Raw genomic sequence first — 16026 nt, 5'->3', positions numbered from 1 at the left:
GCCTGAACCCGGGTGGAAGCGGAGCATCCCTGTGAGAAACCTCAGTTCGCGTGACAATCCGCGGATCAAGCTGGTGCATGCGCTCGCCAACCAGGCGCGTGAGCGGCGCAAGCTGGGGCAGACGCTGCTTGACGGTACGCATCTGATCACGGCGGCAATCGAAGCCGGGGTGACCGTGCTTGAGGTGTTCGTGTCGGAGAGTGGCCTGAACAATGGCGAGATACTGGACCTGCTCGAGCGTCTGCCTGCTGATGTGCAGCGTAATCTGGTGTCGGATGCCTTGTTCGCCCACTTCAGTCCGGTTGAGACGCCGTCCGGCATCCTTGCCTTGATCGCAATACCCAGCGTATCCACGGAAGTGGCGCGTGGGGGATCCATCGTCATCCTGGATGCGGTGCAGGACCCCGGCAACCTCGGTACCATCCTGCGAACCGCCGCTGCGGCTGGCATTGCCGCTGCCTGGCTGACCCCGGGCTGCGCCCAGGCGTGGTCGCCAAAAGCCTTGCGTGCCGGCATGGGCGCGCATTTTCACCTGCCGATTGCCGAACAGGTGGATGCCTTCGCAGCCTTGGCCGATTTTTCAGGGCGCGCTCTGGCAACCGGGCTGGGGGCGAATGCCCGCTCGGTCTACGAGACCGATCTGAGTGGGCCGATCGCCTGGCTGTTCGGCGCCGAGGGGCAGGGCTTGTCCGCATCCTTGTTCGCGCGCGCCGACGGCGTTGTGACCATTCCGATGGCAGCCGGTATCGAGTCGCTCAACGTCGGCGCAGCGGCGGCAATCTGCCTGTTCGAGCAACGGCGGCAGTCGGCTATTGAATCACCGGCAGGGTGAGGCGGTTGGCCACAGTTGCCGGGTTGCCATCTGTGACCCGGGGCAGGACGCCCAGTAGCGGGGCATTCAGGCGTGAGCGCAAGGCGTCGATATTCTGCTCCACCCGCAGCATGGCGGGATCCACTTGGTTGCCGATCCAGCCTGCCAGACGCAGACCACGGGCGGAAATGGCCTCAGCGGTCAGCAGGGCGTGATTGATGCAGCCCAGACGCAGACCGACGACCAGAATGACGGGCAGATCCAGGTCGCGCGCCAGATCGGCGGTGTCGTAGTCGTCGCCGAGCGGTACGCGGAAACCGCCAACGCCCTCGACAAACAGGCAGTCAGCTTGTGTCGCCAGCATGTCGAAAGCGGTGCGGATGAGCCGGGTGTCGATGCTGCGCCCTTCTTCGGCAGCGGCGATATGGGGTGCGATGGGCGCCTGCAGACAGATGGGGTTGAGCAAGGCGATACCGGGGTCGAAGCTGCCGGCGGCCCGCAGGCGGGCAGCGTCCTCGTTGATCAGTTCGCCATCCATCCAGTCCGCGCCAGCCGCGACCGGCTTCATGCCGATCGCGCGCAAATGGCGTGCGCGGGCCGCATGAATCAGCGCGCAGGTGGCGAAGGTCTTGCCGATTTCAGTATCGGTGCCGGCAACGAACCAGGCGTGTGCAGTGCTCATTCGGGTTTCCTCAGGATCAGCAGGATCAGATCATAGGTGGCGGGCAGGCTGCCGTCGGCGCAGCGAAATGACTCGTAGGCCGTTTGAAGACGGAGCCAGGCGGCCTTGCCAAGTGGTGCACGCCGACGACCTGGGCCGACTGTCTGTGCGCCAATGGCCTTGATGTCGGCAAGCAGGCTGCGCAGATCGGAGGCGCGCGCCAGGACGTCCATATTGTCGCTGGCGATGACCTCGAGGCCTGCGGATGTGGCGGCTTCACGCCACACCAAAGGTGGTTCAAAGTCGACCACATGGCTGGCGTCATCGATGGTCGAAAAGGCGGTGCGCAGCTCGTGCAGGGTACGTGGGCCGAGGGTGGCGATGCAGGCCTGTCCACCGGGTCGCAGCACGCGGGCCAGCTCCCCCAGCACCGGATGTGGCGGACACCACTGCACCGCCAGGCTGGACCACAGCAGGTCGATGGTGTTGCCGTCGAGTGCAATGTGCTCGAGATCGGCGCACAGCGGATGGACATGTCCTTCATGCTGCTGTCGTGCCCGTATCAACATCGCTGGCGAGAAATCAAGCGCCAGGAGCTGGGCTTGCGGAAACTGCCGGTTTAGCCAGTTGATGGCATGGCCGGTGCCGCAGCCGGCATCGAGCAGGCGTGCCACCGGACGCTGTGGAGGATGGGCCAGCGCAAGCGCGGCGAGCCGGGCACAACATTCACGTTGTACAGCGGCAGCGCGGTCATAGCTTGCTGCGGCCCTGTCGAAGGCGGTGCGAACCGCTTTCTTGCGGGCGCGGTGCTTGGCTTGATCAGACACCCGCGTGCGCCCGGATCAGTTCTGCACAGCGTTGCGGCTGGCTCAGCAGCGGCGCATGACCGCAGGATTCGAGAATTTCACAGCGCCCATGGGGAAGCGCCGCTGCGCAGCGCAGGGCGGCCTCGACCGGCATCAATGCGTCCTGACGACCCTGTATCAGCAGGCAAGGCTGGTCGACCTGGGCAAGGTGGTCACGCAGGTCGGTGTTGGCCAGCAGCTCAAGCCCATCGACCAGCGCCGGCAGTGCTGCGTCATCAGGGTGAGGCTGACGGGCAGCATCAAGCTCGGCCTGCAGCGTGCGCCTTGCAGGCTCGCCGAGCAATTGCAGACCAAGGAAGCGCTTCAGGGTTGCGCTGCAGGCTTCGGCATAGCCTTTGCGAAACGCGTCGACGGTGTCGGCTGGCAGCGCGCAAGGCCAGTCTGCAGTACTGACAAAGCGTGCGGTGGCACCGATCAGGACCAGCCGTGAGACCTTTCGCGGGTGACGCACGGCGATGTCGAGCGCGAGCATCGCTCCCAGCGACCAGGCGCACAGCATCCCATCGTCCGGCAGTTGAGAAGCGATGGCGTCTGCCCAGGCGCGGAGCTCTGGTGCCACCGCAGCGGCACCCGCGTGGCCAGGCAGTGCCGGCGCATTGACTGTAAACGCGTCACCGAGCGCAGCGGTCAGCGGCGCCCAGGCCTGGGGGGTCATCGCCCAGCCATGCAGCAGGGTCAGCGTTGGGCGGCTCACCGTATGTGCTCCAGCCGGTTGAGGGCTTTGATCAGGCGGTCGACATCTGCCATCTGGTGGGCAGCGCTGAGCGAGATGCGCAGTCGTGCCGTACCGACAGGGACTGTGGGCGGGCGGATGGCCGGTACCCACAGGCCTTCAGCCCACAGTGCCTGCGCAACGGCCAGTGCTTCGGCATTGTCGCCGATCTGGACGGGTTGAATGGGGGTGCGCGAGGGCAGCAGTTGCCAGCGCTGCAGCGACAGGCCTTCACGCAGACGGCTGATCAGTGCCTGCAGGTGAGCGCGTCGGCTGTCGCCGTGCTCGATCTGCTCGATGGCAGCGAGCAGCGTATGGGCGAGGGCGGGCGGACTGCCGGTGGTAAAGATGTAGCTGCGCGTCTTCTGCATCAACCACTCGATCACGTCCTGTTCGCCCGCAACGAAAGCGCCATAAACGCCCGCTGCCTTGCCCAGCGTGCCAACCTGGATCAGGCGCCAGTGCGCAAGGCCCGCTTCGGCAGCTGCGCCGCGTCCTTGAGGGCCGAGCACGCCAAATCCATGCGCATCGTCCACCATCAGCCAGGCATCGTGGCGCTCGGCCAATTGAAGCAGGTCGGCCAGCGGGGCGATATCGCCATCCATGCTGAATACGGTGTCGGAGACGATCAGCTTGCGCTGTGCGCTGCTGGACTCGAGCATGTGCGCCAGTGCATTCAGGTCAAGATGAGGGTAGCGGTGCAGATCCGCGCGTGACAGCAGCATGCCGTCGACTAGCGAGGCGTGATTGAGACGATCGGCGAAGACCGCATCGCCACGACCGACCAGCGCCGGTATCACGCCGCTGTTGGCCATGTAACCCGTGGAGAAATACAGCGCCCGCGCACAGCCGACAAAGGCCGCCAGGCGTGCTTCCAGCGCCTCCTGCACGGTGTAATGGCCGCTCACCAGGTGGCTGGCACCGCTGCCGCTACCCCAGCGACGGGCACCGTCGGCCAGCGCGTCGGCCAGTAAGGGTTCGCCGGCCAGGCCCAGATAGTCGTTGCTGCAGAAGGCGAGCATGTCCCGCCCATCGACCCGGGCGTGCGGTGCGCAGGGCAGGTCATTGTTGCGGCGGTGGCGACGCAGGTGGCCGTCGTCGAGCGCAGCAAGCTGGCTGCGCAGGCGGTCGAGCTGGTTCATCGCTGCGCCAGGTCGAGCGCGCGAGCGGCGCCGTCGATCAGTTGATGCATCTCGTCATCGTCAAGCACATACGGTGGCATGAAATACACCGTGTTGCCGATTGGCCGCAGCAGCACCTCGAGCTCAAGTCCCGCAGCAAAGAAGCGCCGTGCGAAGTCCGGCGCGGCCGTGGTCACATCGAACGCCAGGATCATGCCGCATTGGCGCAGGTGAGCGACATCCGGACGGTCGCCGAAGCGTTCGCGGGCCAGTTTGCCAAGGTGTGCCGCACGCAGACGGTTGCTTGCGATCACGTCATCCTGTTCGAAGATCTCCAGCGTGGCCAGTGCGGCACGACAGGCGAGTGGGTTGCCGGTGTAGGAATGCGAGTGCAGGAAGCCGCGTGCAGTGGTGTCGTCATAGAAGCTGTCGAACACTGCGTCGCTGCTCAATACCAGGGACAGGGGCAGATAGCCGCCCGAGATCCCCTTGGACAGGCAGATGAAGTCCGGCCAGCCGCCATCATCGCCGGCAACCTGCTCCCAGGCGAAGAAGGTGCCGGTACGGCCGCAACCCACGGCGATCTCGTCGGCGATCAGGTGGACCTCATAGCGGTCGCACAGGGTTCGGGCCAGACGCAGGTACTCGGCGTCGTACATCACCATGCCGGCGGCGCCTTGCACCAGCGGCTCGACGATCAGTGCAGCGGTTTCGGCATGGTGCTGCTGCAGATGGGCTTCAAGGGCGGACGCAGCTTCGCGGGCCAGGTCGGCTGCGCTGCGCCCCGACCCGGCCAGGCGGGCATCGGGTGTCGGAACGGTGCTGCCCATCCGGACCAGCGGCGCATAGGCATCGCGGAACAAGGCGACGTCGGTGACCGCGAGTGCGCCCACCGTCTCGCCGTGATAGCTGCCGGCCAGGCTGATGAAGCGGTTCTTCTGCGGACGGCCGCGGTTGCGCCAGCTGTGTGCGCTCATCTTCAGCGCGATTTCGGTGGCCGAGGCGCCATCGGATGCGTAGAAAGCATGGCCGAGGCGATGCCCGGTGAGTGCAGCAAGCCGCTCTGACAACGCCACCACCGGCGGATGGGTGAAGCCGGCCAGCATCACGTGCTCGAGCTGTTCGAGCTGGTCGCGCAGCGCAGCGTTGATGCGCGGGTTGCAGTGGCCAAACAGGTTGACCCACCACGAACTGATGCCGTCGATCAGGCGGCGGCCATCGGCATCGATCAAACAGGCGCCTTCGCCCCGCACGATGGGCACCAGCGGCAGGGTTTCATGGTGTTTCATCTGCGTGCAAGGGTGCCAGACGGCAGCGCGGGAGCGCTCGAGCAGGGTGGTCGACTTGGGCATCGTGATCCGGGAGAAGCAAAACCGGACAATGTTGCGGAATCGGGCGAGCGGTGTCAAACCCGGCAGTGGATGGAGGACGGGTACGCGGAAATCCGGCTTCGTCCAATGCGGCCGCCCGTGCTTTGCGCGTCGAAACCGGCACAGTTTGCTAACATCGGCCATCCCATACGTTTCCTGCCCAACATGCTGCTCGTCATCTCTCCCGCCAAGGCGCTCGACTACGAGACGCCGCCTACCGTCAGTACCTATAGCCAGCCGGATTTCCTTGATCAATCGGCTGCCCTGATCGACATCCTGCGCGAGCGTACGCCGGCACAGGTTGCCGAATTGATGGATCTGTCCGATGCCCTCGCGGCGCTCAATGTAGCCCGCTACGCTGCCTGGTCCCGCCCCTTCACGCCGGAAAATGCCAAGCAAGCGGTGCTGGCCTTCAATGGCGATGTCTACGAAGGGCTCGACGCCGCCACGCTGAGCTCGGCCGATCTCGACTGGGCCCAGTTGCATCTGCGCATCCTGTCAGGGTTGTATGGCGTGTTGCGTCCGCTAGACCTGATGCAGGCCTATCGCCTCGAAATGGGTACTCGACTGTCCAACCCCGCGGGCAAGGACCTGTATGCTTTCTGGGGAGAGCGCATCACCGCCGAGCTGAACGGCTTGCTGGACGCCGAGGAGGGTGCCGGAAGGGCGCGCGTGTTGCTCAACCTGGCGTCCGAGGAATACTTCAAGTCGGTCAAGCGCAAACAGCTCAAGGGTCGCATCGTGACCCCGGTGTTCGAGGACTGGAAGGGTGGCCGCTACAAGGTCATCAGTTTCTACGCCAAACGCGCGCGGGGCCTGATGAGCCGCTATGTCATCCAGCATCGCGTGGATGAGGTGGATGCGCTGCACGGGTTCAACAGCGAGGGGTATGTCTTTGCCGCAGAGGCGTCCGACGGCGACACCCTGGTATTTCGTCGGCGCCAGGATTGACGGCCAGACCGACAATGCAGCGCGTGCGCTTGCGCCGTGTTTTCGAGATCAAGGAGTGGCAATGAGGATCAGCAGTGGTTTCGATTCCGGCTCGATCGAGGTGCTGTGTGCGGACGATCCGCTGGACGTCCGTCTGCGTCTGCGTGCCGACAACGCGGCCGAATTTCGTCAGTGGTTCCATTTCCGTGTGCAGGGCGTTGCCGGTACGCCCTTGCGGATGGTGTTCGAGAATGCTGCGGACGCAGCTTATCCAGATGGATGGCCGGGTTATCGCTGTGTGGCCTCCTATGATCGCCAGCACTGGTTCAGGATTACGGATACGCATTACGAAAACGGGCAACTGGTGGTGGCCCACACCCCAGAGCGCGACAATATTTACTATGCCTATTTTGAGCCCTATTCGCACGAACGGCATCTCGATCTGGTCGCGCGGGCAGGCTGTTCGCCCTATGCGCGGGTGAGCAGCCTGGGCCAGACTGTCGAAGGGCGTGAGCTCGATATCATCACGATCGGGCAATCCGGTGATGATCGTGCGCCGGTATGGGTCATTGCCCGTCAACACCCGGGCGAGACCATGGCCGAATGGTTCGTGGAAGGGCTGCTCGAGCGCCTGCTCGATGAGGCCGATCCGGTCGCGCGTGCGGTACGTGCGGCAACGCAGATTCACATTGTGCCCAACATGAACCCGGACGGTGCGGTGCATGGCAATCTGCGCACCAATGCGGCAGGGCGCAACCTGAACCGGGAGTGGCGTGCGCCGGATCCTGTGGCCAGTCCTGAGGTATTTCTGGTGCGCGAGGCGATGGAGCAGCGCGGATGCGGTCTGTTTCTGGACATCCATGGTGATGAGACGCTGCCCTATGTCTTCTTCTCCACTGCCGAGGAGGTGCCGGGCTTCAGCGCCGAAATGGCACGACAGCAGGCCGACTTCATCGAGTGCTTGCGCGAGACCAGTCCGGACTTTCAAACCAGACACGGCTATGTCGCCGGTCGTTTTGGTGAGGAGTTGCTGTCACTGGCCAGCAAGTGGGTGGCACACCGTTTTGCCTGCGTGTCGCTGACGCTGGAAATGCCGTTCAAGGACAATGCGGTGCTACCTGATGCACGGGTTGGCTGGAACGGTGCCCGCAGCAAACGCCTGGGGGCGGCGATGCTCAACCCGATCCTGAGGCACTGCCAGCGCGCTTGAGTGCAGCAAAGCTGCAGGCTTGCTCAACCGAACAGGGTCAGGATTCCATCCAGCCCAACATGGTTTAGGCAACAGTCGGCCTCTTCGCGCAGGATGGGTTTGGCGCGATAGGCTACGCCAAAGCCCGCTGCGCGGAACATCGGAATGTCATTGGCGCCATCGCCTGCACAAATGACCTGTGCCGGCTGCAGGCCAAGCTGGTCGCGATAGCGCTGGAGGTGTTCGGCCTTGGCCTGTCCGTCCACAATGTCGCCGATGACACGGCCAGTCAGGCGCCCATCGACGATTTCCAGTTCATTGGCCCAGGCTTCATCGAAACCGAGCGTGTGCTGCAGCCGGCGGGTGAAGTAGGTGAAGCCGCCGGACACCAGCATGGTCCGGATGCCGGCGGCTTGCAGGCCACGCATCAGCCTTTCGGCGCCCGGATTCAGCTGCAACCTTTGGGTGTAGACCGCCTCCAGCGCCTGTTCAGGCAGGCCGGCCAGCAGGGCGACGCGGCGGCTGAGCGATTCGCGGAAATCGATTTCGCCACGCATCGCTGCCTCGGTGATCTCGGCCACCTCGGTCTTCAGGCCCTGCATGTCGGCGATCTCGTCGATGCACTCGATGTTGATCAGGGTCGAATCCATATCGGTGACGAACAGCCCAAAATCGTTCAGCTTGCGGCTGCTGTCGACCCAGGCCCAGTCCAGCCCGGCCTGCGCGCACAAAGTTGGCACGCCGGCATCGTGGCGAGCGCCGACCAGACGGAAGGCCTGTGGATGAATCTGCTCGATCGCAGTGGCAGCAGTGAGCCTGGCCAGTGATTTCAGCGCAACGGTGTCGACGTCCAGCCCTTGCACGACCAAGGTCATTCGGCGCACTCCCGCTGGGCCAGCGCCTCGCGCAGCACGCCGGCTGCGTTGTTGATCATGTCGACGGTGGTGTCCCAGTCGACACAGCCATCGGTCACCGAGCAGCCGTACTTCAGCTGCGACAGGTCGGCCGGAATGGGTTGGTTGCCGGCGACCAGATTGCTCTCGATCATCAGGCCCACGACCGATCGGTTGCCTTCACGGACCTGGTGGATGACATCCTTCATCACCAGGGGCTGCAACTCGGGCTTCTTCCAGGAGTTGGCGTGCGAGCAATCGACCACGATGTTGACTGGCAGTTTGGCCTTGTTCAGGGCTTGCTCGGCCAGCGAGATCGACACCGTGTCGTAGTTCGGGCGGCCACCGCCGCCGCGCAGCACGGCGTGGCCGTACTTGTTGCCGCGGGTGCGGAGGATGGCCGACTGCCCCTTGCCATTGACCCCCAGGAAACTGTGCGGGCTGGCAGCAGAGATGATGGCGTTGATCGCGACCTCCATGTCACCGTCGGTGGCATTCTTGAAACCGACCGGCGTGGACAGGCCGGACGCCATTTCGCGATGGGTCTGTGATTCGGAGGTGCGGGCGCCGATCGCCGTCCACGAAATCAGGTCGCCGTAATACTGAGGGGCAATCGGGTCGAGCGCTTCGGTGGCGATCGGCAAGCCGGTTTCCGCTACATCCAGAAGGAAACGGCGGGCCTTTTCCATACCTTCGTCGATGCGGAAGGAGTCGTTCATGTAAGGGTCGTTGATGTACCCCTTCCACCCTGTCGAGGTACGCGGCTTCTCGAAATAGACCCGCATCACGATCAGCAGCGTGTCGGCAACCTGATCGGCCAGCGCCTTGAGGCGGCGGGCGTAATCCAGTCCGGCAACCGGGTCATGGATCGAGCATGGGCCGACCACCACGAACAGGCGCTTGTCCTTGCGGTCGAGGATGTCCATCAGCGCACGCCGTCCAGCCAGCACCGAGGCCGCCGCGGCATCGGTCAGCGGCACGCGGGCCTTGATCTCCTCGGGCGAGGGCATGTGGTCGACGGCGACGATATTGAGGTTTTCGGTCTGGGCGACTGGCATCGGGCGCTCCGCTATGCACCATGAAAGCTCGCGATTGTAACCCGAAGCGGGTTCCAGGCAGATTGCGGATTGTGGTGCTGGGCTGCATGGAGACTCAGTGAGGTGTGACGCGCGTGAAAAATAATCCATAACACAAGGATTAAGTCACGTCACGTCTGGCCCAAGCTCGCTACAATCGCGCGTTAGCCCGATTTTTCTATTACTTTAGTTAATGAATCCAGCGCCTTGTCTTACCGCCTTGTCCTTGCGGATGCTCGTCTTCGTGCTCCTTGCAATATTGCTGTTGCCAGTGTGGGCCGCTGCAGGGGCGGGCCCCGTACCCGTCCGTGTCGATCTTCCGTTGTCGAAGGATGACAGATCAGTGCTGGTCGTCCAGACAGGTGCGGGCGAGCACAGCTTTTCGCTGGCGCAACTCGAGGCACTTGGGCTGTACCGCGTCAGCACGAGCACTTTCTGGCCGGGCGACGAGGGCGTGTTCGAGGGACCTCTGCTGGCCGACGTGTTGAAGGCTGCTGGCTTGGACGACGTTGCCGAAGTCCGGGTCTCGGCGCTGGACGGGTTCACCCAGCAGATTGCGCGTGAGGACTGGACGCGCTGGCCAGTCATGCTGGCGACGCGGAAGAAGGGTCAGCCGATGACGACCCGCAACAAGGGGCCGATCCGTATCGTTTATCCGCGTGATATGGATCCGCAGTTGGCCGATGCGCGTTATCGCTTGCGCTGGGTGTGGCTGGTGAAGCAGATCGAGGGTGTGTCGCGTTGAGCACCTTGATTACCATCCTGCGTCGATTGCTGCGCTTGCCATTTCATGTGGCCTCAGCCATCGTACTGCTGGTTGCGGTGGCCGGCATTCATCAGCTTTGGGATAACGTTTCACGCATTGAGTCCGCCTTGCCGCTGGATTCGCTCTATCGTGAGCGTGATCTGTCTGCAATGCTGCAAGACCTCAGCCGGCTGGAGAAAGCCGTTGCGCTCGCCCAGATTCAGCCGTCACCGGCCAATCTGGAAGCGCTGCATTTCGCACTGGATGTCGCGTTTCTTCGTCATGCGGACAAGGTGGCGGCCTATCGAGGCGGGATCATCGCTGGCAGTGATGTGTTTGCCACGGATCTGGAGAAGGCGCTTAATCAACTGGACATGACCTTGCAGGCCCGTCCGGTCACGCGGGCGACCCTGGCTCCGCACGTGGCGCGCATCGAGGAGGTGCGTCAGCGTTTGAAGGTGCTGAGCGATGCCGTTTTCCAGCGGTCGATGGAGCAGGCCAGCGCGCAACGTAGCGAGTTGCGCAGCCTCCAGTCCAGTACCTCTGCGATGATCTTTCTCCTGGGAGCCTTCGGCCTGGGGCTGGTGGCCTTGCTGCTGCGTCAGCAGTCCATCATCCGCGCGCTTGAATGTCGCGACCGGGAACTGCAGGACAGCGAGCGGGCAGAGCGTGAGTTGCGCGAGCGTCAGGAGCGCATTGCCGACAATGTGCCGGGCGTGATCTTCCAGTTGCGACTGGAGGCCGATGGCAAGTTGGTGTTTCCCTATACGAGCAAGGGACTGGCCAAATTCTTCGGTGTTACACCGGAAGCGGCAGCAGAGGATGGCTCGCGGGTACTGGATGCCCTGATTGCCGAGGACCGTGGCCGGGTACGACGGGCATTGCAGCGTTCTGCCGAAAGCCTGCAGCCGTGGACCAGCGAATGCCGGGTTCAACGTCCGGATGGCCGCATCGTATGGCTCAGCAGCTTTGCGACACCGCAGCGCAAGCCTGACGGTGCCGTATTGTGGCATGGTCATTGCCATGACATTACCCGCTACAAGGCGGCCGAAGAGGAGATCCGCAATCTCGCTTTCTTTGACCCCTTGACCGGTCTGCCCAATCGCCGTTTGCTGACCGATCGCCTCAGTCATGCGCTTGCGACCCATGGGCGTAATCGTCAACATGGTGCGCTGCTGTTCATCGATCTGGACAACTTCAAGACCCTCAACGATACCCAGGGGCACCAATATGGTGACCAGTTGCTGTGCCAGGTTGCTGCACGGCTGTCGGCCTGTGTGCGTGAGGCCGACACCGTGGCACGCCTGGGCGGTGACGAGTTTGTGGTCATGCTGGAGGAACTGGGCACGGATGTGGCTTCTGCCCTGCCGCGGGCGGAGACTGCGGGCGAGAAGATCCTGGCGGCGCTCAATGGCGCCTACCTGCTCAATGGCCAGGAGGTGCACAGCACTCCAAGCATCGGCATCACCTTGTTCGATGCGCGCGACAGCCGGGTGGACGAGCTGCTGAAGCGAGCCGACCTGGCGATGTACGAGGCCAAGGAGGCCGGTCGCAATACCTTGCGCTTCTTCGACCCGGTGATGCAGGCGACGGTCGAGGCCAGTTCGGCGCTGGAGTCGGATCTGCGGCGCAGCCTGCGCGAGGGTGGGTTCGCGCTGCATTATCAGCCGCAACTTGACCGCGACGGCAATCCGACCGGTGCGGAGGCCCTGGTTCGCTGGCTGCATCCGGAAAAAGGCATGATTTCACCAGCGGATTTCATTCCTTTGGCCGAGCGCACCGGCTTGATCGTCCCGCTCGGCAACTGGGTGCTGGAGGCGGCCTGTCGACAGCTTGCTGCCTGGCAGCAAGATGCGCATACCGCGTCGCTGAGCCTGGCGGTCAATGTCAGCGTGCGGCAGTTCCGCCACCCGGACTTTGTCGAGGAAGTCGAAGGGGTAATCCGTCGCACGGGTGCCAATCCGGCACGTTTGAAGCTGGAATTGACCGAAAGCCTGCTGCTCGACGACGTCGAGGAGATCATCAGCAAGATGACGCGTTTGCGCCAGCTTGGCGTGTGCTTCTCGCTGGATGACTTTGGAACCGGCTATTCGTCACTGGCGTATTTGAAGCGTCTGCCGATTGATCAGTTGAAAATCGATCGATCATTTGTACGCGATGTGCTGACCGACCCGAATGACGCGGTGATTGCCCGCACCATCATCGCCCTTGGCCACAGTCTGGGACTGAATGTGCTGGCCGAAGGGGTGGAAACCGAAGCCCAGCATCGATTCCTGCTGGAACATGGTTGCCACCATTTCCAGGGTTTCCTGTTCGGGCGTCCGCGACCCGTGTGGCGTGAAGCGGGGGTAGTAGTGGTTTGACCACGCAGCAAGCCGCCCTGGAGTGCGGTTTGCTGCGGCGCTGGCGCTCAGTAAAGGAAGCGGGGGGCCAGCGATCTTAGCCGGAGCTCGTCGAGCAGTGCCTCGATGCGCGCTCGCGCGTTCCCGCGGGGGTGGTCGTTGCGCCGGGCGATGATCAGCTCGTTCTTCATTGAATGTTCCCAACCCACCAACTCGGTCACCGTGACGCTGTAGCCGTGTGCTTCGAGCAACAGGCAGCGCAGCACGTTGGTGATCTGGCTGCCGAATTCACGCGTATGGATGGGGTGGCGCCAGATCTCGGCCAGTGGTGTCTGCGACAGCGATTCCGATTTGTACTTGCGCAGTTCGGCGGCGACCTCGGCCTGGCAGCAGGGCACCAGCACGATGGAGCGCGCCTGCTTGTGCAACGCAAAGCGGATGGCGTCGTCGGTGGCCGTATTGCAGGCGTGTAGCGCGGTCACGATGTCCACCGTGGGTGGCAGCACTTCGGCATCGATCGAGGCCTCTACCGACAGATCGTAGAATCGCATCCGCTGGAAACCGAGCTTGTCCGCCAGGCGGCGCGACGATTGCACCAGTTCGGCACGCGTCTCGATGCCGACGACCTTGCCGGCATCGCGTGATTTCAGGAAAAGATCGTACAGAATGAAGCCAAGATAGGACTTGCCCGCGCCGTGGTCGACCAGTACCGGCTCCTGCGATGCGGAGAAGGCTTCATCGAGCAGCGGCTCGATGAAGTTGTACAGGTGATAGACCTGCTTGAGCTTGCGCCGACTGTCCTGGTTGAGCTTGCCGTCGCGGGTGAGGATGTGCAAGGCCTTGAGCAGTTCGGCGGACTGTTCCGGGCGGATGTCTGGGATGGTCATGGCAGGGGGCGTTGGCGACAGGCAGCGCATTCTATCAGCCGGTCAGCGCCCGCGCCCGGATATGCCCTGATCAGGCCTGCTCCGCCATCGTGCCCGATCGCAATAGTTCGACCATGCTTGCTGCGGCAGCTGGCTTGTGAAAATAGTAACCCTGAACCTCGTCGCAGCCCGCAATGCGCAAGTGCATCAGCTGTTCGCGCGTCTCCACGCCTTCGGCGATCACGGTCAGGCCAAGGTTGTGGCCCAGCGCAATGGTCGAAGCGACAATGGCTGCGTCGTTGCCCTGCTGGCGGATATCGCTGATGAAGCTGCGATCGATCTTGATGATGTCGATCGGCAAGCGTTTCAGATAGCTCAGGCTGGAAAAACCGGTACCGTAGTCGTCCAGCGCGATCTTCATGCCGAGGGCGGATAGGGTTTCCAGGGCCTGACGCGGGCGCTCGAAGTCTTCGACCACGCAGCGTTCGGTGATCTCGAGCTCCAGCAGGCTGGCCGGAAAACCATAGTGAGTCACGGTTTCACGGATGACGTCGACAAAACCTTGGTCACGCAACTGCTTGGGCGAAATGTTGATTGCGACCGGGACCACCTCGACGCCTGCAGCCAGCCATTCTGCTATTTGCCGGCATGCTTCACGGACCACCCAGTTGCCCAGTTCGATCACCAAGCCTTCCTGCTCGGCATAGTCGATGAACTCGCCGGGGAATACCAGCCCGCGCTCTGGATGCTGCCAGCGGATCAGGGCTTCCAGGCTGGTGACCCGGTAGCCACTCAGCGAGATCCTTGGCTGATAGTGCAGCACGAATTCATCGCTCAGGATTGCGCGCCGAAAGCGGGCACTCAGCTCAAGATGCAGTGCCGAGCGAGCGTTGAGTGACGGGTCGTAGAAGCGGAAACAGCCTCGGCCCGCACGTTTGGCTTCGTACATTGCAGCGTCGGCATGCTGCATCAGTAGTTCAAGTTGCAGTCCGTCGCGTGGATGAACCGCAATGCCGATGCTGGGCCGTGTTTCGATCTCCTGGTTGTCGATCAGATAAGGGCGGGCGATCGCGTCAATCAGCTTGCGGGCCACCTTGGCGGCGTCCTCGATCGAGTCGAGTTCGGTCAGTAGTACGACAAACTCGTCGCCGCCCAGACGTGCGGCAATGTCTGATTCACGCAGGCTCTCGGTCAGCCTGCTGCCGACCGCTTGCAACAGCAGATCGCCAATATGGTGACCCAGGCTGTCGTTGATCAGCTTGAAGCGGTCCAGATCGAGAAAAAGCAGTACCTGGGGGCCATGATTGCGGCGCGCACGGCTCAGGTGGCTGCTTGCCAACTCGGTGAACAGGCGCCGGTTTGGCAGCTTGGTCAGTGCGTCGTGTGAGGCGAGCTCGTAGACGGCTTCCTTGTCTGCCTGCAACTGGCGACTATGCACGGTCTGATCGCGCAGGGCAGTCACCGCGGCCTGATGCATCTGCTTGAGCTGGCCAATGCCAAAAGCCAGCGCAATCGCGAGCAGCGCATGCAGCGTGTTCAACACGGGTGAGGCCCACGTGTCTTCGCAGGGCAGGGTCGCACACGACGACATGTTCATCAGCACGACCAGCAGCATGAGCACCAACGGAATCCATGGCAGGAGCCCGGTCCAACGCAATTGCGCATTCCGCACCACCGTTCCCGCAAGCGGTGCGCAAGCGTCTGCGTGCTGAGTCTGACCGGATGTTCCTGTGCGGGGCTGAGTCACGGTGAGGCGAATTTTCGGAATAGGCCGACAGTGGCCGGATCCGCAGTATCTGACAACCGTGTTACCGCGGTGTTGCATGTCATGGATCTGCAACCGGGGCGTGGGGCCGACACAAGGTTCAGATATGGGGTATGTTGCTTGATGCAATGTGCATTATTTGTGACAATGATTACATTGACATTTTTTCATGCCTTGCCGTTCATGCTCGACCAGTCTACGTGTCTTCCCTCTGGCAACGCCCGCGTAATCGGCGGAGGTACATGTCTGCTGCTGCCGGATCGTTCGGTGTGCCGCTTCGTCGCGACGTTGCCATTGCCGGGTGTGGTTATTCTGGTGCACGGAGTCAATTCCGACGGCGAGTGGTATCCACGGCCTTCTCGGAGCGATTGGAGGGGGCGGAGGCACTACCACGCCAACGCCTTACCACCACCGAGGTGCCGCAGGAACTGGTCCAGCTGGCCAAGGACATCCGTGCGGCGAGCCAGCGATCGACGTTTGGGTCGAGAAGGCCAACAAGGATCACCGACCCGAGAGCCACAAGCTCACCAAGGCCAGGAACCAGGACTGGACCGGAACAAGTCAAGATAGTTGTCGCCTGATTCATGCAACCAACTGCGCTATATCTTCAGCATTCACCTGCTCGCGCACGACTGCGTCGCGCTCCGGATTGAGCGTGACCGCGCCGACCGGCGTCCAG

Annotated in this window: 14 protein-coding genes; 5 read left to right on the top strand and 9 right to left on the bottom strand. The window is 62.9% G+C overall.

Translation table 11 applies throughout. The features are described from left to right. Positions 1 to 31: 31 nt before the first annotated feature. A complete protein-coding gene (locus tag DNK49_RS16660) occupies positions 32 to 832 on the top strand; it encodes a TrmH family RNA methyltransferase (protein WP_110526993.1) in 801 nt (266 codons plus the stop codon). On the opposite strand, the gene bioD is transcribed toward DNK49_RS16660, so the two are convergent. Genes bioD through bioA form a run of 5 tightly spaced genes read right to left on the bottom strand, consistent with a single transcriptional unit; the run spans position 810 to position 5523 of the window. Beyond that, complete coding sequence (gene bioD / locus DNK49_RS16655; RefSeq protein WP_110526990.1) at positions 810 to 1493, bottom strand: dethiobiotin synthase; 684 nt, start codon at positions 1491 to 1493, stop codon at positions 810 to 812. The genes DNK49_RS16660 and bioD overlap by 23 nt on opposite strands. Further along, the gene (bioC, locus tag DNK49_RS16650) at positions 1490 to 2299 is read right to left on the bottom strand and encodes a malonyl-ACP O-methyltransferase BioC (protein ID WP_110526987.1); all 810 of its coding nucleotides are present in this window, start codon (positions 2297 to 2299) and stop codon (positions 1490 to 1492) included. Before bioC ends, bioD begins: the two co-directional genes overlap by 4 nt. Beyond that, positions 2292 to 3032 (bottom strand): alpha/beta fold hydrolase, encoded by a 741-nt coding sequence (locus tag DNK49_RS16645; protein WP_110526985.1) that lies wholly within the window; start codon positions 3030 to 3032, stop codon positions 2292 to 2294. The genes bioC and DNK49_RS16645 overlap by 8 nt, the downstream gene beginning before the upstream one ends. Continuing rightward, a complete protein-coding gene (bioF, locus tag DNK49_RS16640; RefSeq protein WP_110526982.1) occupies positions 3029 to 4192 on the bottom strand; it encodes an 8-amino-7-oxononanoate synthase in 1164 nt (387 codons plus the stop codon). The genes DNK49_RS16645 and bioF overlap by 4 nt, the downstream gene beginning before the upstream one ends. Then, a complete protein-coding gene (gene bioA / locus DNK49_RS16635; protein WP_110526979.1) occupies positions 4189 to 5523 on the bottom strand; it encodes an adenosylmethionine--8-amino-7-oxononanoate transaminase in 1335 nt (444 codons plus the stop codon). The genes bioF and bioA overlap by 4 nt, the downstream gene beginning before the upstream one ends. 183 nt (positions 5524 to 5706) lie before the next feature. Here bioA and yaaA point away from each other — a divergent pair, with 183 nt between their 5' ends. Then, positions 5707 to 6492: a peroxide stress protein YaaA gene (yaaA, locus tag DNK49_RS16630; RefSeq protein ID WP_110527229.1), complete on the top strand. Its 786-nt coding sequence runs from the start codon at positions 5707 to 5709 to the stop codon at positions 6490 to 6492. Positions 6493 to 6553: 61 nt separating this feature from the next. Beyond that, the gene (locus tag DNK49_RS16625; protein WP_110526976.1) at positions 6554 to 7681 is read left to right on the top strand and encodes a M14 family metallopeptidase; all 1128 of its coding nucleotides are present in this window, start codon (positions 6554 to 6556) and stop codon (positions 7679 to 7681) included. Between the two features lie 23 nt (positions 7682 to 7704). Here DNK49_RS16625 and serB read toward each other — a convergent pair whose 3' ends face one another. Together serB and DNK49_RS16615 are read right to left on the bottom strand one after the other, a co-directional pair. Next, a complete protein-coding gene (serB, locus tag DNK49_RS16620; protein WP_110526974.1) occupies positions 7705 to 8535 on the bottom strand; it encodes a phosphoserine phosphatase SerB in 831 nt (276 codons plus the stop codon). Continuing rightward, on the bottom strand, positions 8532 to 9611 hold the full coding sequence (locus tag DNK49_RS16615; protein WP_110526971.1) for a 3-deoxy-7-phosphoheptulonate synthase: 1080 nt from the start codon (positions 9609 to 9611) through the stop codon (positions 8532 to 8534). Before DNK49_RS16615 ends, serB begins: the two co-directional genes overlap by 4 nt. A 262-nt stretch (positions 9612 to 9873) precedes the next feature. On the opposite strand from DNK49_RS16615, the gene DNK49_RS16610 reads away from it, so the two are divergent. Then, positions 9874 to 10374 carry a putative pterin-binding protein gene (locus DNK49_RS16610; protein WP_165843356.1) on the top strand — a complete coding sequence of 167 codons (501 nt, stop codon included), beginning with the start codon at positions 9874 to 9876 and terminating at the stop codon, positions 10372 to 10374. Continuing rightward, positions 10371 to 12737, top strand: a complete 2367-nt coding sequence (locus tag DNK49_RS25025; RefSeq protein WP_207807016.1) for a putative bifunctional diguanylate cyclase/phosphodiesterase — start codon at positions 10371 to 10373, stop codon at positions 12735 to 12737. Before DNK49_RS16610 ends, DNK49_RS25025 begins: the two co-directional genes overlap by 4 nt. A 47-nt stretch (positions 12738 to 12784) precedes the next feature. Here the strand turns inward: DNK49_RS25025 and DNK49_RS16600 are convergent, their stop codons facing one another. Together DNK49_RS16600 and DNK49_RS16595 are read right to left on the bottom strand one after the other, a co-directional pair. Continuing rightward, positions 12785 to 13603, bottom strand: a complete 819-nt coding sequence (locus DNK49_RS16600; RefSeq protein WP_110526965.1) for a class I SAM-dependent methyltransferase — start codon at positions 13601 to 13603, stop codon at positions 12785 to 12787. Positions 13604 to 13673: 70 nt separating this feature from the next. Beyond that, positions 13674 to 15197, bottom strand: coding sequence for a putative bifunctional diguanylate cyclase/phosphodiesterase (locus tag DNK49_RS16595; RefSeq protein ID WP_243632417.1), 1524 nt, complete (start codon positions 15195 to 15197; stop codon positions 13674 to 13676). Between the last annotated feature and the right edge of the window lie 829 nt (positions 15198 to 16026).

The organism is Parazoarcus communis SWub3 = DSM 12120 (assembly GCF_003226565.1).
In the GTDB taxonomy this organism is placed as follows: Bacteria; Pseudomonadota; Gammaproteobacteria; order Burkholderiales; family Rhodocyclaceae; genus Parazoarcus; species Parazoarcus communis.
Note: the sequence above shows the minus strand (reverse complement) of the source record. Positions and strands in the feature narration are given on the sequence as shown.

Bases quoted from the DNA above. Each gene is read 5' to 3' on its own strand.
- bioD (WP_110526990.1), bottom strand. From the start codon at position 1,493: ATGAGCACTGCACACGCCTGGTTCGTTGCCGGCACCGATACTGAAATC.
- bioF (WP_110526982.1), bottom strand. From the start codon at position 4,192: ATGAACCAGCTCGACCGCCTGCGCAGCCAGCTTGCTGCGCTCGACGAC.
- bioA (WP_110526979.1), bottom strand. From the start codon at position 5,523: ATGCCCAAGTCGACCACCCTGCTCGAGCGCTCCCGCGCTGCCGTCTGG.
- yaaA (WP_110527229.1), top strand. From the start codon at position 5,707: ATGCTGCTCGTCATCTCTCCCGCCAAGGCGCTCGACTACGAGACGCCG.
- DNK49_RS16625 (WP_110526976.1), top strand. From the start codon at position 6,554: ATGAGGATCAGCAGTGGTTTCGATTCCGGCTCGATCGAGGTGCTGTGT.
- serB (WP_110526974.1), bottom strand. From the start codon at position 8,535: ATGACCTTGGTCGTGCAAGGGCTGGACGTCGACACCGTTGCGCTGAAA.
- DNK49_RS16615 (WP_110526971.1), bottom strand. From the start codon at position 9,611: ATGCCAGTCGCCCAGACCGAAAACCTCAATATCGTCGCCGTCGACCAC.
- DNK49_RS16600 (WP_110526965.1), bottom strand. From the start codon at position 13,603: ATGACCATCCCAGACATCCGCCCGGAACAGTCCGCCGAACTGCTCAAG.
- DNK49_RS16595 (WP_243632417.1), bottom strand. From the start codon at position 15,197: ATGCTGCTGGTCGTGCTGATGAACATGTCGTCGTGTGCGACCCTGCCC.